The organism is Campylobacter sp. BCW_6466 (assembly GCF_001762835.1).
Taxonomy (GTDB): domain Bacteria; phylum Campylobacterota; class Campylobacteria; order Campylobacterales; family Campylobacteraceae; genus Campylobacter_D; species Campylobacter_D jejuni.
Window position 1 is genome coordinate 1 of the sequence record NZ_MJXO01000004.1, and the last position, 22,046, is coordinate 22,046.

Below are 22,046 nucleotides of genomic sequence, written 5' to 3' on the forward strand. Positions count from 1 at the left end.
GAAAACATCCTTGCTACTAAAAAAGGTTTAGAACAAGACAATCAAGCTGTTAAAGAATCAGTTCAAACCGTATCAGTTGTAGAAGGTGGTAATCTAACAGCAAGAATTACTGCTAATCCAAGAAACCCACAACTTATTGAACTTAAAAATGTTCTAAATAAACTTCTTGATGTTTTACAAGCTAGAGTAGGTTCTGATATGAATGTTATTCATAAAATATTTGAAGAATACAAAAGCTTAGATTTTAGAAATAAAATCTCTAATGCTTCAGGAAGTGTTGAATTAACTACTAATGCTTTAGGCGATGAAATAGTTAAAATGCTAAAACAAAGTTCAGACTTTGCTAATGCTTTAGCTAATGAAAGTGGAAAATTACAAACTGCTGTTCAAAGCTTAACCACTTCTTCAAATTCTCAAGCTCAATCTTTAGAAGAAACTGCAGCAGCTTTAGAAGAGATCACTTCTTCTATGCAAAATGTTTCAGTTAAAACTAGTGATGTTATCACTCAATCTGAAGAGATTAAAAATGTTACAGGTATTATAGGAGATATTGCAGATCAAATTAATCTTCTAGCTTTAAATGCAGCTATTGAAGCAGCTCGTGCTGGAGAACATGGTAGAGGCTTTGCTGTTGTGGCTGATGAAGTTAGAAAACTAGCTGAGAGAACTCAAAAGTCTTTATCTGAAATAGAAGCTAATACTAATTTACTTGTTCAATCTATCAATGATATGGCAGAAAGTATTAAAGAACAAACTGCAGGTATTACTCAAATCAATGATAGCGTAGCACAAATTGATCAAACTACTAAAGATAATGTTGAAATTGCTAATGAATCAGCTATTATTTCTAGTACAGTAAGTGATATAGCTAATAATATCTTAGAAGATGTTAAGAAGAAGAGGTTTTAATCTTAGATGACTAGCTAAAAAGCTAGTTATCTCTATAAAATAATATATGTTTAATTCTTTAAGATTTAATGAAATGTGGTATAGAGAAATTCTAATTGTCAATATTAAGTATTTTCTAAATCAAATACATTTTAGAGTGTGATAAAATTCAGGGTTATCAAAACTTGGAGGAAAAGGAACACTGGCTCTAAATTCTTTATAAGTATTACCTGGAAGTTTGTCTATAATTTCTATAGTGTAAGAAACACTTGTATTTTGCATTTTGGCATTGCGAATATTTTTATCATTGAAAATTTCTCCCCCTACTTTTTTTTGATTTAATATGCTAAGTATCAAATAGCATTTTCTGATTTCAAATTTAGTAAGATTTTGAACCTTTCCGCTTACGATAACACTTTCATGTCTTAGATCTCTTGTGTAGGTTAGTTTGCTAAGATCGGCTTGAGTGGTGAATTGATTGATTGTTAGAAAAATAGAATATATCAAAAGTGCGGTAAAAATAGTAGCTATGGTATAAGAAATCAAAGCCATTTCTTTCTGTTTAACTTTTAGAAAGATTAAAATACAAATCAAGGCAAAGCAAATAAGTAAAATGATAAAAGCTATAATATGAAAAATTGTAAAATGCATTAAAAACACTCCGAAACTAAGCGTATGGTATAGTTATTTTCATAGTTAAAATTTTCAAAGGCAATTCTTTGAAATTGGGTTGCATTTTTCTTTAGATCTTTAATTTCTCTACTTTTTTGTCTAAAAGGGATAAATTTCTTTTTATATTCTTCTATGATATTATCATTAGGTATTTTATCCGCAAAAATTTTAGCTGTAATTTTACATTCTTTAAAATTATTTTTTGAATTATTTGTAATGTTAAAATCAACAATTAAATCATTTGAACTTTGTATTATTTTTTGATCCGTAATAGCGGTTTTCCGAGTTCTTACTTCATTGTCTATTAGTTTATACCCATAGATATAAACTAAAAAACAAACAATAATATCAAATGCAATAATAAAAAGTGCTGCTATAGGTCTATGGCGTAAAAATACACAAAGAAGTAAAACACAAGTGAAGAGAAAAAAAACTAATAAAATCAGCATATAATCTACTAAATATAAATGAGTAGTGTAAAAAAGCACGATTTCTCTTAGTTTTTCCACTTGCGTATCCTTTTAGTTCATGTTGGCAGAACTTTGCTTTTTAGCATCTTTGGTATCAACCCAAATGTTTGGTACTGCTCCACCTGGAGTTAAGAAAATTTTAGCATCTTGATTGACTTTTAAAGCTTCATTAAATTCTTTTTGAGTTTCAATTTGCTTTAAATTTAGTAAAGGAGTGTTTAAGCTGTTTGCGATTTCTTTATTAGAATAAGCTTGTGCATCTGCTTCTATCTTAACAGCCATAGCTTTACCTTTGGCACTGATTATAGTTGCATTTGCTTCCCCTTCAGCTAAGGCAGCTTTTTTTAAGGCTTCTTGATTAGCTCTTTCTACTTCATATTTAGTTCTTTCAGCCTCTTGTTTTGCAATTTGCACGCGTTCGATTTGCTCTTTTACTTTTGAAGGTAAAATAATTTCTCTAAGTTGTACAGCGCGAAGTTCTACAGGTTCGTTTGGTTGGGCTTCTATGGTTTTTCTTATACCTTCTTCTATTTGAGTGGCTATTATATTACGATTAGTAGGAAGTTCTTCGGCTGTGTATTTTCCTACAACACTTCGCACTACATCACGAACAACTGGATCAATAATTTTATTTTCCCAATTTAAGCTCCAAGTAGCTATAGTTTGAGGAACTTGCAAAGGATTTAAGCGGTATTGTACTGTAACATCAATAGATACAGGCAATCCACGAGAGTCAAGTACAGAAATACTATTTTTATTAATAACACCTGAACCTGAAGATAAATTTTCATTACTTCCCTCTATAGAAGCATAGTTGATTTGTCTTACTCTAGTATCGATTATGGTTATTTTTTGTACAAAAGGTAAAAAAAAGTGAAGTCCTGGTTCTAATGGATTTGGGTCGTATTTACCTGTTGTTGATTTAATCCCCATTTCTCCAGAATTTATTACCATAAAAGGTTTTGCAACGATTAAAAATAAGATAATAATAATCACCCCATAAATAAACGGAGAGAATTTTCCAAAACCTTTAAAATTAAATTCTGGTGCTTTGAAATTGAAATTTTGACGGTTGTTTCCGTTATTGTTAGAATTTCCATTTTTTTTATTGAAATAATCATTCAAATCAGCTGGCATTTATTTCCTTTTTTAAATATAAGTTAGCATAGATGCGTATTTTTGATTGCGTCCATAAACTACATCAAAATAAGCATCTTGAAGTTTTTTAGTTACAGATCCTCTTAAACCATTTCCTATTATTCTTGCATCAATATTGTTAATAGGTGTGATTTCAGCGGCTGTTCCGGTAAAAAATGCTTCATCAGCAGTATAAACTTCATCTCTTGAAATTCTTTGGCGAAGCACAGTGACACCAAGATCATGAGCGATTTTAAGCACTGTATCTTGAGTAATGCTTTTTAAAGAAAAATCATTTGGAGGTGTGATTAAAATCCCATCTTTTACAATAAAGAAACATTCTCCTGTTCCTTCTGCGATAAAACCTTCTTCATCAAGCATCAAAGCTTCTTCATAGCCTGCTTCAATAGCTTCAAATTTTGAAATTTGAGAGTTAAGATAATTTGCACTTGCTTTAGCTTTCCCCATGCATGATTTAACACTATTTCTTGCAAAAGACGAAATTTTTACTTTTATGCCTTTTTCTAAACCTTCTTCTCCAAGGTAAGCACCCCATTCCCAAGCTGCAATCCCAACTCTTACAGGAGCTTTTATATGATAAAGTCCCATAACTCCATCGCCTAAGAAAATCAAAGGACGGATATAGACATTGCTTTTAAATTTGTTTGCTTTTAAGAGTTCAATTTGTGCATTTTCAAGCTCTTTTTGAGAAAAAGGACAATTTAAAAGAGTAATTTTTGCAGACTCTAAAAGTCTTTTGGTGTGATCTTCAAGTCTGAAAATTGCCAATCCTTTATCTGTTTTATAGGCTCTAGTTCCTTCAAAAACAGCATTGCCATAATGCAAAGAATGGGTTAAAAAGTGTAAAGTTGCATCTTTAAAATCAACTAATTTTCCATCCATCCAAATTTTATCTGCTGAGATCATTTTTTACCTTTTATAGTTGTTTATTTCTTAAAAAATATTATTTTAAGAATAAATCGGGATTTTATCAAAAATATACTAACAATAAGCTTTTATTAAATTAAGGTTTTTTGTTAAAAAAAATATTAGGTATTTTTTGAAATAATTATGAAAAATTATCGTTAAAAAGGAGAAATTATGCCATTGGTAAATATTAAATTAGCAAAGCCGTCTTTAAGCAAGGAGCAAAAAGCAGAGCTTATAGCTGATATTACCAAACTTTTAAGCACGAAATATAATAAAAGTAAAGAAAGAGTTGTGGTGGTTTTAGAAGATGTAGAAAATTATGACATAGGCTTTGGCGGAGAAAGTGTAGAAGCTATCAAAGCAAAGGCAAATAAATGAGTTTAAATATAGGAGATAAAGCGCCTCAGTTTGAGCTTTTAAATCAAGATGGGGTAAAAATAGCATTAAAAGATTTTATTGGTAAAAAGGTGATTTTGTATTTTTATCCAAAAGATAATACTCCAGGTTGCACTACAGAAGCTTGTGATTTTAGTTTAAATTATTATAAATTTGGTGATAAAAATGCAGTGATTATCGGCATCAGTCCTGATAGCGTGGCAAGCCATGAAAAATTTATCTCTAAATTTGATTTAAAGCATATTTTACTTAGTGATAGTGAAAAAGAAGTTGCTAAAGCTTATGGAGTTTTGGGGCTTAAGAAAAATTACGGAAAAGAATACGAAGGTCTTATTCGATCTACTTTTGTTATCGATGAAACAGGTAAGATTGCTCAAATTTATAGTAATGTTCGTGTAAAAGATCATGCTTTAAAAGTACTTGAAAGTCTTTAATGTTAGTGCATATTTGTTGTAGTGTGGATAGTCATTATTTTATTGAAGAACTTAGAAAGACTTATCCTGATGAAAAAATCATAGGGTATTTTTATGATCCAAATATTCATCCTTTAAGCGAATACGAACTAAGATTTTTAGATGTAAAAAGATCTTGTGATAAACTTGGTATTAAGTTATATAAGGGCGAGTATGAGTATGAAAAATGGCTTAATGCTGTGCGTGGTTATGAAAATGAGCCTGAAAAAGGTGCAAGGTGTGAAATTTGTTTTGATGTAAGAATGGGATCTAGTGTTAAATTTGCTGCTAAAATAGGAGAAAAAAAGCTTACTACTACGCTTTTAACCAGCCCTAAAAAAGATTTAGAACAGTTAAAAAATGCTTTACAAAAAGAATGTGAGCCTTATGGAGTAGAGTTTTTAGCCCCTGATTTTCGTAAAAATGGCGGCACTCAAAGGCAGTTTGCTTTAGCAAAAAAAGAAATGCTTTATCATCAAAACTATTGTGGTTGTATTTATGGGCTTAAAAAACAAAAACAAGATAAGAATTTTATTGATGAGTTAATGTCTCCTATAAATAAGCAAATTTTACCTGCAAGTATAGAAGCAAGAATAGCTCTTTATAAAAAAATAGTTTTATGGGAAAAAAAGGGTATAAAATTTGAAATTTTAAGAGAGAAATTTTTAAATTATCGTCTTTTAAGTGCTTTAATAAAATTAGATAAAAAGCCTGTTAAATCTCATATTTTATTTTATTCACATTTTAAAAACGCTTATACAAGATTTTCTTTGGATGAGGAAAATTTAAAACAAAATTTAAAAGAAGGCTTTTATAGAAGCACTAAAGATGAAATGGTTTTTGTTGAATTTTGGCGTTTTAATGCATTTTTTAAAAACAAATGGAAAAATTTTGAAGATTTTTTAAAAAGACCTTTGAGTGTGCAAGCAGAAATTAAATGGCGTAATAAATTGTTTGGAACTTATAATCTTAGCCCTATTATCATCCTTGAAAATATTTTACCTTCAAGATATGAAGTGATAGCAAAAAGTGCAATTTATCATGATAATCAAGAGGTGCTTATAAAAATTTAAGAAATTTATTAAGAAAAACTTTTTTTGTTAATATAATTTTTAATGATTTTTTTATATAATAAAATTTTTAATTGTTTTCAAGGTTAATTTAATAATGATAGATGTAATGCAAATTCAAGAAATCTTACCACACCGTTATCCTTTTTTACTAGTAGATAAAATTACAGAATTAAAAGTCAAAGAAGTGGTGCGAGGATATAAAAACATCAGTATAAGCGACCATGTTTTTATGGGACATTTTCCAGGACATCCTATCTATCCTGGAGTTTTGATTTTAGAAGGTATGGCTCAAACAGGTGGAGTTTTAGCTTTTGAAAGTATGGAAGATAAAGTGGATCCAAAAAGTAAAGTAGTTTATTTCACAGGTATAGATAGAGCAAAATTTAGAAATCCTGTGCGTCCTGGAGATAGGCTTGATTATGAAATGAGCGTGGTTAAAAATCGTGGTAATATGTGGATTTTTAAAGGGCAAGCTTTTGTAGATGGAAATTTAGTTGCAGAGGCCGAGCTTAAAGCTATGATAGTGGATAAATAATGAAAAAAATTCATCCAAGTGCGGTGATTGAAGAGGGTGCACAACTTGGTGACGATGTTGTAATAGAAGCTTATGCTTATGTAGGTAAAGATACTAAAATAGGTAATGATGTTGTCATCAAACAAGGTGCTCGAATTCTTTCAGATACAACTATAGGTGATCATTCTCGTGTATTTTCTTATGCTATAGTAGGCGATATTCCTCAGGACATATCTTATAAAGAAGAGCAAAAAAGCGGTGTTGTTATAGGAAAAAATGCAACTATTAGAGAATTTGCAACGATAAATTCAGGCACAGCTAAAGGAGATGGTTTTACTCGTATAGGCGATAATGCTTTTATTATGGCTTATTGTCATATTGCTCATGATTGTCTTTTAGGTAATAATATTATTTTAGCTAATAATGCAACTTTAGCAGGACATGTAGAGCTTGGAGATTTTACGGTTGTAGGCGGGCTTACGCCTATTCATCAATTTGTCAAAGTAGGTGAGGGTTGTATGATAGCAGGAGCAAGTGCACTTTCTCAGGATATAGTACCGTTTTGTTTAGCAGAAGGAAATCGTGCAAGTATTAGAAGTTTAAATTTAGTAGGTATTCGTCGTCGTTTTGATAAAGATGAAGTAGATAGACTTAGCAGAGCTTTTAAAACTTTATTTAGACAAGGAGATTTAAAAGAAAATGCTAAAAATTTACTTGAAAATCAAGAAAGTGAAAATGTTAAAAAAATGTGCCATTTTATATTAGAAACAAAGCGCGGAATTCCTTTTTATAGGGGTAAAAATAATGCCTAGAAAATGTAGTTTTTGCAATGAAGTGGAGAATCCACAAAGAAGAATTTTAGCAAATGAAAATGATGATGCTTTTATTTGTGAATATTGCGTTGAAGGTGCTTATAGTATTATTTATGGAGAAGAAAAAGAATTTAAAGAACCTAAACAAAGCTATAATACAGAATTTAAAGATATCACTCCAAAAGAATTAAAAGCTTATTTAGATCGTTATGTCATAGGACAAGATAGAGCTAAAAAAGTTTTTAGTGTTGGAGTATACAATCATTATAAAAGACTTTTTAAAACCGAACTTCAAGATGATGATACAGAGCTTTTTAAGTCAAATATTTTACTTGTTGGGCCAACAGGAAGTGGAAAAACTTTATTGGCACAAACTTTAGCTAAATTTTTAGATGTACCTATAGCAATTTGTGATGCGACTTCTTTAACTGAAGCAGGATATGTAGGTGAGGATGTAGAAAATATTTTAACACGTCTTTTACAAGCTGCAGATGGAGATGTGCAAAGAGCTCAAAAAGGTATAGTGTTTATTGATGAGATTGATAAAATTGCTAGAATGAGTGAAAATCGTTCTATTACTCGTGATGTAAGTGGAGAGGGTGTGCAACAAGCTTTACTTAAGATTATCGAAGGAAGTTTGGTAAATATTCCACCAAAAGGGGGAAGAAAACATCCAAATCAAGAGTTTATACAAATTGACACTTCAAATATTTTATTTGTTTGTGGTGGAGCTTTTGATGGTTTGGAAACTATCTTAAAAAGAAAACTTGGCGATAAAGTTGTGGGCTTTTTTGATGATGCAAAAGAAGAAAATAAAGCTTTACTTGAGAAAATTGAACCTGATGATTTGGTGCATTTTGGTTTGATTCCTGAGCTTATAGGTCGTTTGCATGTGATTGCATCTTTAAATGAGCTTAATGAAGAGGATATGGTAAGAATTTTAACTGAGCCTAAAAATGCCATTATTAAACAATATCAAAAGCTTTTTGCTATTGATGGGGTAAATTTAAAATTTGAAGAAGATGCTCTAAGAGCTATCGCACAACTTGCATTGGAGAGAAAAACAGGGGCTAGGGGACTTAGAAGTATTATAGAAGAAATGATGGTAGATTTAATGTTTGAGTTACCAGAGTATAAAAATTATGATATTGTAATAACTAAAGAAGTTGTTAAAGACAATGCAAAAGCATTATTAATAAAAAGAAAAATAAGTTAAAAGGATAGAAATGATATTAGATCAACTTATAGGATTTTTTTCTAGTGATATGGGGATTGATTTAGGAACAGCTAATACGCTAGTTTTGATAAAAGATAAGGGTATAGTGATAAATGAGCCTTCTGTTGTGGCAGTTGAAAGAGAAAGGTATGGTTCCAAAGCAAAAATTTTAGCCGTAGGTAAAGAAGCTAAAGATATGGTGGGAAAAACTCCAGGCAATATCGAAGCTATTCGTCCTATGAAAGATGGCGTGATTGCAGATTTTGATATGACTGAAAAAATGATCCGCTATTTTATAGAAAAAACACACCGTAGAAAAAGTTTTTTACGCCCTAGAATTATCATTTCTGTTCCTTATGGTTTAACTCAAGTTGAAAGAAAAGCGGTAAGAGAAAGTGCTTTAAGCGCAGGTGCAAGAGAGGTATTTTTGATTGAAGAGCCTATGGCAGCGGCTATTGGTGCAAGTTTGCCTATACAAGAACCTAAAGGAAATTTGGTGGTAGATATAGGGGGTGGAACTACTGAGATCGGAGTGATTTCTTTGGGTGGACTTGTGATTTCAAAGTCTATTCGTACAGCTGGAGATAAGCTTGATATGAGTATAGTTAATTATGTAAAAGAAAAATACAATCTTATCATAGGTGAAAGAACAGGCGAAGAGATCAAAATCACCATAGGTTCAGCAATACAACTTCCAAAAGAACTTTCTATGGTGGTAAAAGGACGTGATCAGGTAAGTGGACTTTTAAGTCGTATTGAACTTACAAGTGAAGATGTAAGAGAAGCAATGCGTGAGTATTTGAAAGAAATTGCTGATGCTTTAAAAATGGTTCTTGAAATGATGCCGCCTGATTTAGCAAGCGATATAGTAGAAAATGGTGTAGTTTTAACAGGTGGCGGAGCATTGATTCGTGGTCTTGATAAATACTTAAGTGAAATTGTGCGTTTGCCAGTTTATATCGCAGATGAACCGCTTTTAGCTGTAGCAAAAGGAACAGGTAAAGCTTTAGAGGAAATTTCATTATTGCAACAATTAACCAATGAAGAATAAGATTTTTTATGTTCTTGTCTTAGCCTTTTTGGTTTTTATATCTTTTTATTATGGAAGACTTATCAAGCAAAATGTTCTCCGTGTTAATGACTTTGTTATAGGTAATTTTTATAATATTAAAGATTATTTGAAAGAAAAAATTTCAGAACATTTTAATCAAGCAAATCAAATTCAGCAATTAAAAGCTAGAAATAAGGAATTAGAAGACATTGCCGTAAAGGTAACTAGTTTTGCAAATCAATTAAATCGTATTTTAGAGGATCAAAATTCTACAAAATATTTACCTCAAGTTTCTTTAACTAGAGTTATTTCTTATGTTCAATTGAGTGATTATAAAAAATTATGGCTAGATTGGAGCAAAATTCCCGTTGGTAAAAATCGTGGTTTAATATATCAAGGATATACTGCAGGTATAGCTATTAATAAAGATGGCAGAACAATGGCTCTTCTGCAAGGTGATGATCAGTGTGTTTTTTCTGTTTATATAGGAAAATCCAAAGCTCCAGGTTTAATTCAAGGTGAAAATGGCAAGGTTGTGGTTAAATTTATTCCAAAGTGGGCGAAAATTAATGTCGGAGATGAAATCTTAACAAGCGGACTTGATAATATTTTCTTTTCGGATGTCCCTGTTGGGATTGTGAATAGAGTTGATGATGAAGATATGTATCAAAGTGTAGAAGTAAAGCCTTATGTTAAGATCAGTATTCCTGCTTATTTATATGTAGTAGATAATTTATAAGTCAAGGGTTAGACTTTTTAAAAATTTTCTATATTTTTGCTAATTATTATAACTTTGTTTAATGCTAAAAATTTTGTTAAATTATCAAATAAATTTTTATAATCGAATGAGAATTTTATAAAAAATCTTAAATTTCTTTATGTATTATTTCCTAGATTAAAAGCAGGGTGTTTATTTTTTAAAATTATATCGATAATTTCAAAGTTTATAAAACTAATTTTTGTTATAATCAGCTCAAATTCATGCTCTTAGGAAAATTTATGCCAAAACGAACAGATATTAAAAGTATTTTACTTATAGGAAGTGGTCCTATTGTGATAGGACAAGCTTGTGAATTTGATTATTCTGGAACTCAAGCCGCAAAGACTTTAAAAGAATTAGGATATCGTGTAGTATTAATCAACTCAAATCCTGCAACTATCATGACAGATCCTGAATTTGCAGATGCAACTTATATAGAACCCATAACAAAAGAAAGTATTTTAAGTATTATTAAAAAAGAAAAAATTGATGCAATTTTGCCAACTATGGGTGGACAAGTAGCGTTAAATGTTGCTATGGAAGTTTATGAAAGCGGACTTTTAGGAGATGTAAAATTTTTAGGCGCAAATCCTGAGGCGATTAAAAAAGGCGAAGATCGTCAAGTCTTTAAAGAATGTATGAAAAAAATCGGCATGGATTTGCCAAAATCGATGTATGCGTATAATTATGATGAAGCTTTAAAAGCCGTAGATGAAATCGGCTTTCCTTTGATGATCCGTGCTTCTTATACTTTAGGAGGTGCTGGAAGTGGTGTGGTTTATAATATGGACGAATTTAAAGAACTCGCTAATACTGCTTTAGCTTTATCGCCTATCCATGAAATTTTGATTGAAGAAAGTTTGTTAGGTTGGAAAGAATATGAAATGGAAGTTATACGCGATAGAGCGGATAATTGTATCATAGTTTGTAGTATAGAAAATATCGATCCTATGGGAGTTCATACAGGAGATAGTATTACAATAGCTCCAGCATTAACTTTGACGGATAAAGAATATCAAGTTATGCGTAATGCTTCTTTTGCTATTTTGCGTGAAATTGGCGTAGATACAGGCGGAAGTAATGTACAATTTGCTATCAACCCAAAAAATGGAAGAATGATAGTTATAGAAATGAATCCAAGGGTTTCAAGATCAAGTGCTTTAGCTTCTAAGGCAACGGGTTATCCTATAGCAAAGGTTGCGACACTTTTGGCAGTAGGCTTTAGTTTAGATGAGATTAAAAATGACATTACAGGAACTCCTGCATCTTTCGAGCCTGTGATTGATTACATTGTGACAAAAATTCCTCGCTTTACTTTTGAAAAATTTCCAGGAGCAAATACAACTTTAGGTACAGCTATGAAAAGTGTGGGTGAGGTAATGGCTATAGGACGCACTTTTAAAGAAAGTATACAAAAAGCACTTTGTTCTCTTGAGCGTTCTTTGAGTGGTTTTGATAGAGTAAAATTTGAAGATAGAAATGATCTTGTTTTTAAAATTCGCAATGCCAATGAAAAGCGTTTGCTTTATGTTGCTCAAGCTTTTAGAGAAGGTTTTAGCGTAGAAGAACTTTATGAGCTTTGTAAAATAGATCCTTGGTTTTTAACACAGATTAAAGAAATTGTAGATTTTGAAGAGCAAATTGATATGGATATTTTAAACAATAAAGCTCTTTTGAGAAAAGCAAAAACTATGGGCTTTTCAGATAAAATGGTAGCTTTGCTTGTAAATTTGAAAGATAATTTAGAATTAAGCCAAAATGATATTTATTATGCGAGAATGAAGCAAAAAATCATCGCAGAATTTAGTGAAGTGGATACTTGTGCGGGTGAATTTGAAGCTTTAACTCCTTATCTTTATTCAAGTATCAATGTAAGCGAACTCACTCAAAGTAAAAACGATGCTAAGGATAAAAAAGAAAAAAAAGTGATGATTATAGGTGGGGGGCCAAATCGCATAGGACAAGGTATAGAATTTGACTATGCTTGCGTACATGCTTCTTTTGCGCTTAAAGATATGGGTATTAAAACCATTATGTATAATTGTAATCCTGAAACCGTTTCGACTGACTATGATACAAGTGATATTTTGTATTTCGAGCCTATTGATTTTGAACATTTAAGAGCGGTGATTGAGCGTGAAAAACCTGATGGAGTGATTGTGCATTTTGGTGGACAAACTCCTTTGAAATTTGCTAAGCGTTTGAGTGCTTTTGGAGCTAAGATTATAGGTACTAGCGCAAGAGTAATTGATATGGCAGAAGATAGAAAGAAATTTGCCGAATTTATTACAAAACTAGGTATTAATCAGCCAAAAAATTCCACTGCAACAAGTGTGGAAGAAGCAGTGCTTAAAGCTAGTGATATAGGATATCCTGTGCTTGTAAGACCAAGTTATGTTTTAGGTGGGCGTGCGATGCGTGTGGTAAATGATGAGGCCGAACTTAGACTCTATATGCAAGAAGCTGTAGATGTGAGTGATAAAAGTCCTGTTTTGATCGATCAGTTTTTAGACAATGCTACAGAAATTGATGTTGATGCGATTTGTGATGGCAAAGATGTTTATGTGGCAGGAATTATGGAGCATATAGAAGAAGCAGGAATTCATTCAGGCGATAGTGCTTGTTCTTTACCACCTTGCAATATCGATGAAAAAATGCAAGAATTTATTGCACAAAAAACCGCAGATATTGCTTTAAATTTAGGAGTTGTAGGGCTTTTAAATATACAATTTGCTTTACATAATAATGAGCTTTATATGATAGAAGTAAATCCTAGAGCTAGTCGTACTGTGCCTTTTGTTAGTAAAGCTACGGGTATCCCTTTGGCAAAAGTAGCAACGCGTGTGATGTGGCAAGGAAATTTAAAAGAAGCTTTGAAATTTTATGATACTTTCAAAGTGGTTAATTTTGATACTAAAATTTTACGCCCTAAAACTCCAAAATATATGAGTGTAAAAGAAGCAGTATTTCCATTTGCAAAACTTAGTGGAAGTGATTTAGAATTAGGCCCTGAAATGCGTTCAACAGGTGAAGTTATGGGTATAAGTAAGGATTTTGCAAATTCTTACGCAAAAAGTCAAATCGCATCGTTTAATCATCTTCCAGAGCAAGGCGTGGTATTTATCTCCTTAAAAGATAAGGATAAAAAATATACCAAAAAAATCGCTGCAGAATATGTAAAACTTGGCTTTAAACTTATGGCAACCGGGGGAACTTGCAAGGAAATTTTAGAAAGTGGTTTTGAGTGTGAGCTTGTACATAAAATTTCAGAAGGACGCCCCAATGTTGAAGATAAATTGAAAAATGGAGAAATTCACTTAGTTATCAATACAAGCGATAGTCACAGTTTTAAAGGCGATACAAAAAAAATTCGTGAAAATATCATTCGTTTTAAAATACCTTATTTTACAAATTTACGATCAGCTTTAGCAGGTGCAAAATCGATTAAAGCTATACAGAGTAAATCTTGCTTAGATGTAAAGAGTTTGCAAGAGTGGCTTAAATCTTGATTTATTTAGCTCAAACAGATACTACGGTAGGATTTTTAAGTAAAAATTTAGAAGAGATTAATGCTTTAAAAGGTAGAGATAAAAATCAATCTTGCTTAATCACTTCTGCGAAATTTTGCGAGTTAAAAAGTTTAGCAAGAATTCCAAAATCTTTTAAAAATTTAGTACGTCGTTCCAAAAAAACAACTTTTATTTATCCAAATAATCAGGCCATTCGCGTTGTGAAAGAGTGTAAACATGCGAATTTTTTAAGTAAAAATGGCTATTTTTATTCATCTTCGGCAAATAAGCATGGAAAAGAATTTGATGAAGAATGGGCTAGAAGTGTTGCTGATATAATACTTGATGAGAAATTTTTCGAAAATATCCCATCAAAAATATTAAAACTTTCAAAGAATAAAATGATAAAAATACGTTAATTAAAGAGCTTTTAAAATATCTTCAAAAGCAATACAAAATTGCTCTATGCCATCGCTTAACAAATCATTGCAAGCTTTTTCTCGTTCACTTTGAGAAATGATTTGATTAAGTTCTGTATAAATTTCAAAATTCATTAAAGGTTTTTTAAAATCCATTTTTCCTTTAAATGCCTCTATTGCATCAAGAGGAGCAGTATTAACAGAATTCTCAAAAAGAAGTTCTTTGATATAATAGTCTTTTGGCAGATCATCTCCTTTAACTCCAGTGCTTGCAAACAAGGCGCGAATATTAGGTTCATTTTTTGAGTAGATATTGTTATAAGCTAAATTTGCATTTAAAATTCCAATACGATTTTGCTCTTTGGCTTTAGGATTTAAAAGTCTATCAAAACGACTTACAAAAATACTTATAACAGCTTGTGGTGTTCTAGTATTTTGTTCTTTTAAGGTTATATTGTTTTTTCTAAATTCGACTAAACCTGCATTTAAAGCTTCAAAACATTTTTGACTTTGTTCAAGAGAAAAAATTAAGGTAGCATTGACGCTAATACCATTTTTCATAAGTTCATACATTACTTCATAAGAAGCTTTTGTAGCTGGAATTTTAATCATTACATTTTCTTTGCTAATAGCACTATAAAGTCTTTTAGCTTCGCCTAAACTAAGAGTCGTGTTATCATGAAGTCTTGGATCTATTTCAATACTTATAAATCCATCGTTTTTTTGATAAAAAAGAGGAGCTAATTTATCAGCTGCTTTTTGAATATCAGAAATTGCTAATTCTTCATAAATATCTTTTGTTTTTTTTCCTTTTAATTTAAGAATTTTATCTTTATAAATTGGAGAATTTAAAATAGCATTTTTAAAAATAGCAGGATTTGAAGTAGCACCATTAATTCCATGTGATAATAAATTTAAAAATTCATTATCTAAAAAACTATTTTCTATAAAATCACACCAAAGAGAAAAATTTTTCATTATATTACCTTTATTATTTCTTTTAAGTCTTTTATATCTATGCAAATATCAGCTTTAGAACGTAAAATTTCTTTAGCACAAAATGCAATCTTTAATCCACTTTCGTTAAACATTGCCAAATCATTTGCCCCATCGCCAACACACATCACTTCATCTGTTTTCAAATTTAAAAAGCTTTTTAATCGTTGTAGCATTAAGCCTTTTGAATTTGAAAACATCATTTCCCCACCAACTAGCCCTGTTAAAATGTCATTTTTATGATGCAGATAATTTGCAAAACCGAGGTTAATTCCAAGTTTTTGCATAGCAGGATCTATGCCTTCATGAAAACCACCGCTAAAAATAACAATTTGTATATTTTTAGATTTTAAATATTGGATAAGTTCATATGCTCCATGCATTAGTGGAAGTGTGCTACTTAATTCTAAAACTTTTTTATAAGACATACCTTTTAAAAGGCTTACTCGTTTTTGAAGACTTTCGAAAAAATCAAGCTCTCCAGTCATGGCATGGCGGGTAATTTCGCTTGTTTGATTACCCTTGCCATGCGCTGTAGCTAAAATATCGATGGTTTCACCATCCATTAAAGTAGCGTCAAAGTCAAAAACACAAAGTTTAATCATTAAAATTCGCGCTTAAGTAAAGCTTCTACTTTGAGTATAGTTAAGATATTTTCATCTCTTTTTCCTATACCATAAATCATACCTTTGTCTTTAATTAAAGTTTCAGGCGGTGGATCGATTCTGTTTCTGTGAATTTTAATTGCTTCAGTTAATCTATCTATAACAAAACCAGCATTTCCTCCAACTCCAGTTCCATTTGTCTCACCTCTTAAAACAATATATCTTGTTTGAGGTGTCATTTTAGAACTTCCTAAATGAAAGCGTTGAGCTAGATCAATGAGTGGCATAACATTACCACGCATATTAAAAACCCCTAGAACATAATCAGGTACGCTAGGAACTCTAGTATATTCTATAGGTTTGATGATTTCTTGTATATTAAGAATTGGAATCGCATATTCCTCATCTCCAACTACAAAGCCGACAAGTTGGATGATATCATCTTCTCTTTGATCGACATCAGGACCAGCCATCTGAGTTTGCTGTTTTTGCAAAATTTGCTCTAATTTTTCATTACTCATATTCTTATCCTAGTTTCAAATTTTTTCTAACCACATTTTCCAAGTATTCTGGAGAATAAGGTTTAGTGATATATTCAGTCATACCCACTTCAACACCTCTTAAGCGGTCAGTTTTACTTGTTCTTGAAGTAACTGCAATGAGTGGTAAGTTACGATATTTAGAATACTTTCTAATTTCACCAGCTAAGGTGTATCCATCCATTCTTGGCATTTCGATATCTATAAGCATTGCATCAATATCATGTTCGCCAGATTTTATAATATTCAATGCTTCAACACCATTGGTTGCTTCAACTAAACTAACTCCTAGTGGTTCTAAAGCTTTTTGCATTAAAGTTCTATCCATTTTAGAATCATCTACAATTAAGACTTTATAATCACTCGGTTGTTCTTTAGGTTTTTTCGCACTTGATTCTAATTGCGCTTTAATATCAACTTTAATTTCTTTGGCCATATCCATCATAGCACCTACATCGATGATTAATGTCACTCTACCATCACCACGGATTGTAGCTCCTGCTATACCTTGGATATTTTGTAAATAATCACCCATAGATTTAATAACTATTTCTTCTTGTCCTACAAGAGTATCTACTATAATACCAAGCTTGCTTTCTGCTACCCCTATAACAACGACATAAGTTTGATCACCGCTTTCAAGGACTTGTTTAACTCCAAATACATCTGAAAGTCTCACAAGAGAAAGCACTTCATCTCTTAAGCGTAATACATTTTTACCTTCGATAGTATAGATATCATCAATTGGTACTCTAACTGTTTCAAGAACGCTTGCAAGTGGAATTGCATAGAATTCCTCTTGAGTTCCTACAAGTAAAGATTGAATGATTGCCAAGGTAAGAGGAATTTTAAGTTTAAATGAACTTCCTTTACCTAACTCACTATCAATTTCAATTACCCCATTAAGTTTTTCGATGTTGGTTTTAACAACATCCATTCCTACACCACGACCTGAAACATTTGTTACTTTAGCCGCAGTTGAAAAACCAGGTTTGAAAATCAAAGCAAAAGCTTCTTTGTCTGTCATTTGATCTGCTTCTCTTTCGGTAATCAAATTTTTCTCTATAGCTTTTGCTTTTAAGCCATTTGGATCAAGTCCTTTACCATCATCTGTAATTTCTACAACGATGTGATTGCCTTCATTATAAGCTTTAAGTTGAACTATACCTTTTTCAGGTTTTCCATTAGCTGCACGAGTTGCTGGATCCTCAACACCATGGTCACATGAATTTCTAATCATATGCATGATAGGATCGCCAATTTCCTCTACGATAGATTTATCAAGTTCAGTTTCTTCACCTGTAATTTCAAGTTCTATTTGCTTTCCTAATTCACGACTCAAATCACGAACAACTCTTGGGAATTTATTGAAAACTTTTGCTATAGGTTGCATTCTTGTTTTCATTACAGCAAGCTGAACATCAGTTGTAATAATACTTAATTGACTTACAACCTGATTAAGTTCTTCAAGGAATTTTTCTCCTTCATAACGCTCTTCAACATCATCGTAAATTTTAAGTAAACGGTTTTTACCTAAAACAAGCTCCCCAATTAGATTCATTAAGTGATCTAATCTTTTTACCTCCACGCGTATGGTTTGATCCATACTGCTAGCATTGCTACCTGAAGCAGGAACTTTTTTCTCTCCACTTTCCGCAGGTTTATTTGCTGTATTGTTAGTCGGTTTATTTGCTGCATTTGTTGTTTGTTTCTTTTGTGCGCGACGAGCTTGATCTTCAGCTTTTCTAACTTTTAAAAGTCTTTCTATTTCAGCTTCAACTTCAGAATCACTTAATTGATTAACATCTACTTCAGGTTCTGGAGTAGCTATTTCTTGTTTCGGTGCTTCTGGTTCTGCTTGTGGAGTAGATTTTTCATTTGAATCTGTTGCCGCAACAGGAGACTCTCCCTCTGAAATAGCTGTTAATCTTGCGCAAATTGGTTCTATGTCCATACCAATAGCAGTATCGTTGCCATTATCACGAATGGAATTAAGCAAAGTTTTCATTCTATCAATAGACTCTAAAACCACATCCATGATATCTGGAGTTATTTTTAACTCGCCATGTCTTGCTTTATTTAAAACATCTTCCATGTGGTGAGTTAACTTTGTTAAAACATCAAAATTTAAGAAACTTGATGATCCTTTAACCGTATGTGCAACACGGAAAATTCTATTTAATAATTCTAAATCTTCTGGATTTGATTCAAGCTCTACTAAATCATGGTCGATTTGCTCAACAAGCTCAAAAGCTTCAACCAAAAAGTCTTCAAGTATTTCTTGCATATCTTCCATATTTTACCCCTGTTCTTGAGATTGATGTTTTTTAATAACCTTTGCAATTTCATTGAAGAAATCGCTAGCGTTAAATTTGACAAGATAGCCTTCTCCACCAGCTTCTTGAACACCTTTCTCATTCATAAATTCATTTGATAAAGACGAGTTAAAGACTATAGGAATATCTTTAAATCTTGAATCTTCTTTAATGCGTGCAGCAAAGTGGAAACCATCCATTTGTGGCATTTCGACATCGCTTACTATAATTTTTAAAGTATCATTTAAACTTTCACCATAAACTTGGCTTAATTCTTCTAATTTGTTTATGCCCTCTACGCCGTCCTTAGCTTCAACAACTTGAAAGCCCATCTGTTGCATCATTTCTTTGACGCGTTTTCTAGCAGTCATGCTGTCATCAAGTATAAGTGCTGTTCCAGTAAATTTTTCTATTTTTCCAAAATCTATATCTGTTTTTGGAGCGTAAATTCCTAAATCTTCAACAACACTTTCAAGATCTAAAATTAGCAACACTTCATCATTTTCAATGCGTGTTACACCTGTGATTTTACCTTTATCTAAAGCACCTGATCCTGTAGAAAAAGTTGCTGGTTCTATATCCTTCCAGTTTATTCTACGAATTCTTTTTGCTTCGTGAACTATAAAACCAATAAGAATATTGCTAAATTCAGTGATAATAACTCTAGGTTTTAGCATAGTGCTTTCTGGCTCAGTGATTTGCATCCATTTGGCAAGATTGACTACAGGTATAACCACTCCACGAAGATCAAAGATACCTTCGATGTAATCAGGTACACCTGGAAGTTCTGTAAGGCTTGGGATTTTTATAATTTCCCTTACCTTAGAAACATTTACACCATAAATTCCTTCATAGACTTTATCGTGTCCTTGCTTAAAGATACGGAAATCGACAAGCTCCATTTCATTTGAACCCGTTTTCACGATATTTTCATCAAACATTTTGACCCCTCAATTTCTGTTCTCGAAATTTGATTTCTTGTTGATATTCTACTACAAAAAAACTTCTCTCATATGCAAAACTAGCTAAGTTAAGATATTTAATGTTTTCTTTGTTGATTTGATGATTTTGATGATAGTGTCCTTCACATACCCAAAATCCTAAATTTTCATATCTTTCATATCTTTTTTTTGCTAAATTTTCAAAATCTTTTATTTGATAAAAAAGGTTTTTTTTGTTTTGATTTTGAAGAATTTTATTTGAAATAAAATTACAAGTAATAATATTTAAAAAATTCAAAAATATAAGCAAATAATGATTTCTTAATGTTTTAAGAGTAAATTGTAAAAGAGGTGGTAAAAAAATATCCCCGTGAGCTAATTTTATAAAAGCGTTATTTAAAACAAGATTATTACCTTTATTTGTATGCAAATTAAGCTTTATGGGTTGCTTTTGTAAGTTAAAAATTTTCACCCTTTTAAAAAAACAAGAAAGATTAAAATCATGATTGCCTTCTAAGTAGATAATTTCAATCTTTAAGGCCAATTCTTCTAAAAGTTCTATGTAAGGTTTAGCAAATTCATGTGTAGCAGAGATTTCGCCTATAAGCAAATCGAAAATATCACCCATAAGTATGAGTTGAGGGGTGGAAATTTTACCTTTTTTTAAGGATTGTAAAAATTCCCAAAATCCCTTTCTTTGTTCATTTTCATGAGCATCTGCGATTAAAATCGCTCCATTTTGTAGTAAAATTTTTTATCCTTAAAATTTCAAAGGCTCATAATTTATAGAAAGGATTTCAAATTCACTCTCACCTTTTGGCAAACGCACTTTAAAATCATCTCCTTCTTTTTTCCCAAGCATAGCTTTGGCTATTGGAGATGCGATGGAAATATAACCCTTATCTAAATCTCCTTCGCAAATTCCTACTAGAGTATATTTGCTTTCTTTTTCTGTATCCAAATCCACGATCACAACACTTGAACCAAATTTCACACTATCATGTTCATAGCTTGAAGGATCGATCACTTGAGCTCTTGCTAGCAAGTCACTAAGCTCTGCAATACGACTTTCTATCAAAGCTTGTTTTTCTCTTGCAGCATGGTATTCCGCATTTTCTTTTAAATCTCCATGGCTTCTTGCTGTATCGATTTCTATTACAACGGCAGGGCGTTGATTATCTTTCAAATCTTTTAATTCCGCGGCTAATTTATCATAGCCAAATTGACTCATTGGTTCTTTTTGCATGATTTATCCTTTTATATTTCGCTTAGGATTTTTGCTAAATTTTTAGCACTTCCAAATTGTAAATATTCTTTTAAAAAATCAACTTTAGCAAAAAATGCCTTATAATCATATTTATTATAAGCTTCATATAAATTTAAAACATTGACTTTATCTTGTAAAAATTCAGGATTTAAAGCTTCTTTTCCAGCGAAATCACAAAAAATATTTGCAAGTCCTATGTGTTTTAATTTTACAAAAAGTTTTGCGATAAAAATATCGATAGCCTTTGCCTTATAAGCAAGAACAAAAGGAGTTCCCACTAAAGCTGCTTCTAAAGTAGCCGTTCCACTACAAATAAAGGCAAAATCAGCTTTTTTAAGCACTTTTGGAGTGTTACTTTCTATTTTAAATTCACTAATATCACCATAAATTTCTAATTTTTCAAGATTAAATGGGGGAACACAAAGAATTTTTTCACCCTTAAATTTTTGAGAAAGTTCTTTAAAAATAGGCATCAAACGCCTAATTTCACTACGCCTTGAACCTGGTAAAAAGGCTATAGTTTTTTCATCATCTTTTTTTAAAAGTATATTGTTAATGTCTTCTTTATTTTTAAATTCTTTTATCTCATCTAAAAGCGGATGGCCTACATAAGTGCTTTTGTTAAAAAACTGATTATCAAAGGGTAAAATAGAAGCTAAAATATCAAAATGACTTTCTATGATAGGTATGCGACCTTTTTTCCACGCCCAAACTTGAGGCAAAATATAATAAATGTGTGGAATTTTACTACCTGCTTTTTTTAAAGCCTTTGCAAAAGGTATGTTAAAAGCGGGCGAATCTATACATAAAATCCCATCTATTTTTTGAGTAAAACTTAAATTTACAAGTTCTTTTATAGCTTTTTTTCCTTTAAAAATCAAAGGTAAAACTTCTATAAAACCCATAGCACTAAATTCATGTGAGCTATAAAACGGCTTAGAATTTAGATCAAATTCTTTACATAAGCTCTCATCATAAATCCCATGAATTTCAAATTTACCAAAGTCTTTTTTATAAGCTTTTAAGACTTCTTTTAAATGCAAATTTGCTGAAGGCTCTAAAGCACAAACTAAAAAGGTTTTCA

General features: G+C 31.5%; 23 protein-coding genes. 11 read left to right on the forward strand and 12 right to left on the reverse strand.

Annotated elements, in window-relative coordinates; all coding sequences use genetic code 11:
- A partial coding sequence (locus tag AJ887_RS00120; RefSeq protein ID WP_250537851.1) for a methyl-accepting chemotaxis protein occupies positions 1-909 on the forward strand: 909 nt, incomplete at its 5' end.
- A 120-nt stretch (positions 910-1,029) separates the two neighbouring features.
- Here AJ887_RS00120 and AJ887_RS00125 read toward each other — a convergent pair.
- From AJ887_RS00125 to ilvE, 4 genes are read right to left on the reverse strand one after another with little or no spacing between them, the layout of a single operon-like run.
- A complete protein-coding gene (locus AJ887_RS00125; RefSeq protein ID WP_002861050.1) occupies positions 1,030-1,539 on the reverse strand; it encodes a DUF2393 family protein in 510 nt (169 codons plus the stop codon).
- Positions 1,539-2,069 (reverse strand): DUF2393 domain-containing protein, encoded by a 531-nt coding sequence (locus tag AJ887_RS00130; protein WP_002870863.1) that lies wholly within the window; start codon positions 2,067-2,069, stop codon positions 1,539-1,541. The genes AJ887_RS00125 and AJ887_RS00130 overlap by 1 nt, the downstream gene beginning before the upstream one ends.
- A 12-nt stretch (positions 2,070-2,081) precedes the next feature.
- Complete coding sequence (locus AJ887_RS00135) at positions 2,082-3,167, reverse strand: prohibitin family protein (protein ID WP_070284630.1); 1,086 nt, start codon at positions 3,165-3,167, stop codon at positions 2,082-2,084.
- 12 nt (positions 3,168-3,179) lie between these two features.
- Entirely contained in the window at positions 3,180-4,094 is a 915-nt protein-coding gene (gene ilvE / locus AJ887_RS00140; protein WP_070239942.1) for a branched-chain-amino-acid transaminase, read from the reverse strand.
- Positions 4,095-4,268: 174 nt separating this feature from the next.
- On the opposite strand from ilvE, the gene AJ887_RS00145 reads away from it, so the two are divergent.
- From AJ887_RS00145 to AJ887_RS00190, 10 genes are all read left to right on the forward strand, one after another.
- Positions 4,269-4,475, forward strand: coding sequence for a 4-oxalocrotonate tautomerase family protein (locus AJ887_RS00145; protein WP_052782100.1), 207 nt, complete (start codon positions 4,269-4,271; stop codon positions 4,473-4,475).
- Positions 4,472-4,927 (forward strand): thioredoxin-dependent thiol peroxidase, encoded by a 456-nt coding sequence (gene bcp / locus AJ887_RS00150; RefSeq protein ID WP_070239944.1) that lies wholly within the window; start codon positions 4,472-4,474, stop codon positions 4,925-4,927. The genes AJ887_RS00145 and bcp overlap by 4 nt, the downstream gene beginning before the upstream one ends.
- A complete protein-coding gene (locus AJ887_RS00155; protein WP_070239946.1) occupies positions 4,927-6,018 on the forward strand; it encodes an epoxyqueuosine reductase QueH in 1,092 nt (363 codons plus the stop codon). The genes bcp and AJ887_RS00155 overlap by 1 nt, the downstream gene beginning before the upstream one ends.
- A 94-nt stretch (positions 6,019-6,112) precedes the next feature.
- Positions 6,113-6,553, forward strand: coding sequence for a 3-hydroxyacyl-ACP dehydratase FabZ (gene fabZ, locus AJ887_RS00160; protein WP_070239947.1), 441 nt, complete (start codon positions 6,113-6,115; stop codon positions 6,551-6,553).
- Positions 6,553-7,344 (forward strand): acyl-ACP--UDP-N-acetylglucosamine O-acyltransferase, encoded by a 792-nt coding sequence (gene lpxA / locus AJ887_RS00165; protein ID WP_070239949.1) that lies wholly within the window; start codon positions 6,553-6,555, stop codon positions 7,342-7,344. Before fabZ ends, lpxA begins: the two co-directional genes overlap by 1 nt.
- Positions 7,337-8,560: an ATP-dependent Clp protease ATP-binding subunit ClpX gene (clpX, locus tag AJ887_RS00170; protein ID WP_070239950.1), complete on the forward strand. Its 1,224-nt coding sequence runs from the start codon at positions 7,337-7,339 to the stop codon at positions 8,558-8,560. Before lpxA ends, clpX begins: the two co-directional genes overlap by 8 nt.
- Positions 8,561-8,570: 10 nt before the next feature.
- On the forward strand, positions 8,571-9,611 hold the full coding sequence (locus AJ887_RS00175; RefSeq protein WP_002861059.1) for a rod shape-determining protein: 1,041 nt from the start codon (positions 8,571-8,573) through the stop codon (positions 9,609-9,611).
- Positions 9,601-10,350 (forward strand): rod shape-determining protein MreC, encoded by a 750-nt coding sequence (gene mreC, locus AJ887_RS00180; protein WP_070284632.1) that lies wholly within the window; start codon positions 9,601-9,603, stop codon positions 10,348-10,350. The genes AJ887_RS00175 and mreC overlap by 11 nt, the downstream gene beginning before the upstream one ends.
- Before the next feature lie 260 nt (positions 10,351-10,610).
- On the forward strand, positions 10,611-13,880 hold the full coding sequence (gene carB / locus AJ887_RS00185) for a carbamoyl-phosphate synthase large subunit (RefSeq protein ID WP_070284633.1): 3,270 nt from the start codon (positions 10,611-10,613) through the stop codon (positions 13,878-13,880).
- Positions 13,877-14,299 carry a hypothetical protein gene (locus tag AJ887_RS00190; RefSeq protein ID WP_002870851.1) on the forward strand — a complete coding sequence of 141 codons (423 nt, stop codon included), beginning with the start codon at positions 13,877-13,879 and terminating at the stop codon, positions 14,297-14,299. The genes carB and AJ887_RS00190 overlap by 4 nt, the downstream gene beginning before the upstream one ends.
- Here AJ887_RS00190 and AJ887_RS00195 read toward each other — a convergent pair whose 3' ends face one another.
- The 8 genes from AJ887_RS00195 to lpxB form a co-directional block, all read right to left on the reverse strand.
- Complete coding sequence (locus AJ887_RS00195) at positions 14,300-15,277, reverse strand: transaldolase (RefSeq protein ID WP_052949483.1); 978 nt, start codon at positions 15,275-15,277, stop codon at positions 14,300-14,302.
- Positions 15,277-15,900 (reverse strand): phosphoserine phosphatase SerB, encoded by a 624-nt coding sequence (serB, locus tag AJ887_RS00200; RefSeq protein WP_070284635.1) that lies wholly within the window; start codon positions 15,898-15,900, stop codon positions 15,277-15,279. Before serB ends, AJ887_RS00195 begins: the two co-directional genes overlap by 1 nt.
- The gene (locus AJ887_RS00205; protein ID WP_002870848.1) at positions 15,900-16,421 is read right to left on the reverse strand and encodes a chemotaxis protein CheW; all 522 of its coding nucleotides are present in this window, start codon (positions 16,419-16,421) and stop codon (positions 15,900-15,902) included. Before AJ887_RS00205 ends, serB begins: the two co-directional genes overlap by 1 nt.
- 4 nt (positions 16,422-16,425) lie before the next feature.
- Positions 16,426-18,735, reverse strand: a complete 2,310-nt coding sequence (locus AJ887_RS00210) for a chemotaxis protein CheW (RefSeq protein WP_044779558.1) — start codon at positions 18,733-18,735, stop codon at positions 16,426-16,428.
- A 3-nt stretch (positions 18,736-18,738) separates the two neighbouring features.
- Entirely contained in the window at positions 18,739-19,695 is a 957-nt protein-coding gene (locus AJ887_RS00215) for a chemotaxis protein (RefSeq protein ID WP_002870846.1), read from the reverse strand.
- Positions 19,688-20,446, reverse strand: coding sequence for a UDP-2,3-diacylglucosamine diphosphatase (locus AJ887_RS00220; protein ID WP_353477136.1), 759 nt, complete (start codon positions 20,444-20,446; stop codon positions 19,688-19,690). Before AJ887_RS00220 ends, AJ887_RS00215 begins: the two co-directional genes overlap by 8 nt.
- A gap of 9 nt (positions 20,447-20,455) precedes the next feature.
- Positions 20,456-20,941, reverse strand: a complete 486-nt coding sequence (greA, locus tag AJ887_RS00225) for a transcription elongation factor GreA (RefSeq protein ID WP_070284639.1) — start codon at positions 20,939-20,941, stop codon at positions 20,456-20,458.
- An 11-nt stretch (positions 20,942-20,952) separates the two neighbouring features.
- On the reverse strand, positions 20,953-22,046 hold a 1,094-nt coding region (lpxB, locus tag AJ887_RS00230; RefSeq protein WP_261659750.1), incomplete at its 5' end, for a lipid-A-disaccharide synthase.

Excerpts from the sequence above, each read along its gene's own strand:
- AJ887_RS00215 (WP_002870846.1), bottom strand. The coding sequence starts at position 19,695 with ATGTTTGATGAAAATATCGTGAAAACGGGTTCAAATGAAATGGAGCTT.
- AJ887_RS00175 (WP_002861059.1), top strand. The coding sequence starts at position 8,571 with ATGATATTAGATCAACTTATAGGATTTTTTTCTAGTGATATGGGGATT.
- AJ887_RS00205 (WP_002870848.1), bottom strand. The coding sequence starts at position 16,421 with ATGAGTAATGAAAAATTAGAGCAAATTTTGCAAAAACAGCAAACTCAG.
- mreC (WP_070284632.1), top strand. The coding sequence starts at position 9,601 with ATGAAGAATAAGATTTTTTATGTTCTTGTCTTAGCCTTTTTGGTTTTT.
- AJ887_RS00125 (WP_002861050.1), bottom strand. The coding sequence starts at position 1,539 with ATGCATTTTACAATTTTTCATATTATAGCTTTTATCATTTTACTTATT.
- carB (WP_070284633.1), top strand. The coding sequence starts at position 10,611 with ATGCCAAAACGAACAGATATTAAAAGTATTTTACTTATAGGAAGTGGT.
- clpX (WP_070239950.1), top strand. The coding sequence starts at position 7,337 with ATGCCTAGAAAATGTAGTTTTTGCAATGAAGTGGAGAATCCACAAAGA.
- greA (WP_070284639.1), bottom strand. The coding sequence starts at position 20,941 with ATGCAAAAAGAACCAATGAGTCAATTTGGCTATGATAAATTAGCCGCG.
- AJ887_RS00195 (WP_052949483.1), bottom strand. The coding sequence starts at position 15,277 with ATGAAAAATTTTTCTCTTTGGTGTGATTTTATAGAAAATAGTTTTTTA.
- ilvE (WP_070239942.1), bottom strand. The coding sequence starts at position 4,094 with ATGATCTCAGCAGATAAAATTTGGATGGATGGAAAATTAGTTGATTTT.
- AJ887_RS00210 (WP_044779558.1), bottom strand. The coding sequence starts at position 18,735 with ATGGAAGATATGCAAGAAATACTTGAAGACTTTTTGGTTGAAGCTTTT.
- AJ887_RS00145 (WP_052782100.1), top strand. The coding sequence starts at position 4,269 with ATGCCATTGGTAAATATTAAATTAGCAAAGCCGTCTTTAAGCAAGGAG.
- bcp (WP_070239944.1), top strand. The coding sequence starts at position 4,472 with ATGAGTTTAAATATAGGAGATAAAGCGCCTCAGTTTGAGCTTTTAAAT.
- lpxA (WP_070239949.1), top strand. The coding sequence starts at position 6,553 with ATGAAAAAAATTCATCCAAGTGCGGTGATTGAAGAGGGTGCACAACTT.
- AJ887_RS00155 (WP_070239946.1), top strand. The coding sequence starts at position 4,927 with ATGTTAGTGCATATTTGTTGTAGTGTGGATAGTCATTATTTTATTGAA.
- AJ887_RS00135 (WP_070284630.1), bottom strand. The coding sequence starts at position 3,167 with ATGCCAGCTGATTTGAATGATTATTTCAATAAAAAAAATGGAAATTCT.
- serB (WP_070284635.1), bottom strand. The coding sequence starts at position 15,900 with ATGATTAAACTTTGTGTTTTTGACTTTGACGCTACTTTAATGGATGGT.
- fabZ (WP_070239947.1), top strand. The coding sequence starts at position 6,113 with ATGATAGATGTAATGCAAATTCAAGAAATCTTACCACACCGTTATCCT.